The following is a 1,280-nucleotide window of genomic DNA, read 5'->3' as shown; positions in this document are numbered from 1 at the left end:
TCAATGCATGCAGTGGCGGCTGCCGCATGCCTCGGGCTTTCGCGGCCTCGGCGGCGTCGACCGCGTCGCCGCCGGCCTGCCGTCCGAGGAGGCCTATGTCGCGGCCTATTGCAAGCGGCGCAGCCTTGACGAGATCGGCAACTGGACCTTCTTCCTGGCCTTCTCATTCTTTCGGCTGGCGGCGATCTGCCAGGGCGTCTATCGCCGCGCGCTGGACGGCAATGCCTCCAATCCCGAGAGGGCCAAGACCTACGGAGAGGCCGTCAAACTGCTTGCCGCGCTGGCGGTGGAGCTGATCGACAAGAAGAGCTGAAGCGGAGAGCGGACAAATGGGCCGTTTCGATGGGATGACGGTGCTGATCACCGGTGCGATAGGCGGTCTCGGCAGCGGCGCGGCAAAGGCCTTTGCCGTCGAAGGCGCGCAGCTGGTTCTTTCCGACCTCAACGAGGCCGCGCTTGCCGATTTCGCCGCAACCCTCGACGCCCAGACCGCGATCCTTGCCGGCAACATCGCCGATGAAAAGCTCTCGGAGGATCTTGTCAAACTGGCCGTCGAAAAATTCGGCCGGCTCGACATCGCCGTCAACAATGCCGGCATCGTGCACAACTTCGTACGTCTGCCGCAGGTCACGTCCGAGGAGGCGCGCCGCGTGGTGGAGGTCGACCTGCTCGGCGTCTTCTACGCCATGAAGCACCAGATCCCTCGGATGGAGCGGCAGTTCAGGGAAAACGGCAAGGGCGGCGTCATCGTCAACATCGCCTCCGTCGCCGGTCTCTCCGGCGCGCCCAAGCTTTCGGTCTATGCCGCCGCCAAGCATGGCGTCGTCGGGCTGACGCGCTCGGCCGCCGTGGAATATGCCAGCAAGGGCATCCGCATCAACGCCGTCTGTCCCGCGCACACCAGGACGGCGATGGTCGACGGCTTCGTCCGCTTCACTGGAGCGCCCGAAGCCGAAGCGCTTGCCGAGCTCACGCGCGGCGTGCCGATGAAGCGTATCGGCGAGGTCGACGAGATCACGACCGGCATCCTGTTCCTCGCCGACCCGGCCAATTCCTTCATGACCGGCCATGCTTTGGCGCTCGACGGCGGCATCGGGGCGATCTGAGCAATTCCAGGAAAAGTGTTTTGCGGTTTTCCGTCCGGAATTGCGTCTGACAAAGCGCAATTCCAGGAAAAGTGCCTCAGCGGTTTTCCGTCTGGAATTGCGTTTAACAGAGGTTGGAGCGCACGCAAGGGAACCAGCCTGCTCTCTTGTCCGTTTCCGTACAGCGTATATAAT

Annotated in this window: 1 protein-coding gene and 1 pseudogene; both read left to right on the top strand. The window is 63.4% G+C overall.

Annotation, left to right across the window (positions count from 1 at the left end):
• Positions 1 to 313, top strand: a pseudogene (locus tag EOA27_RS36960) (phosphotransferase family protein); the annotation flags it as partial.
• A gap of 16 nt (positions 314 to 329) precedes the next feature.
• Positions 330 to 1,106, top strand: a complete 777-nt coding sequence (locus tag EOA27_RS36955) for an SDR family oxidoreductase (protein WP_126081419.1) — start codon at positions 330 to 332, stop codon at positions 1,104 to 1,106.
• Positions 1,107 to 1,280: the final 174 nt, after the last annotated feature.

The sequence above is a fragment of the Mesorhizobium sp. M2A.F.Ca.ET.037.01.1.1 genome, from assembly GCF_003998075.1.
Taxonomy (GTDB): domain Bacteria; phylum Pseudomonadota; class Alphaproteobacteria; order Rhizobiales; family Rhizobiaceae; genus Mesorhizobium.
This window is presented reverse-complemented; position numbering and strand designations above follow the sequence as displayed.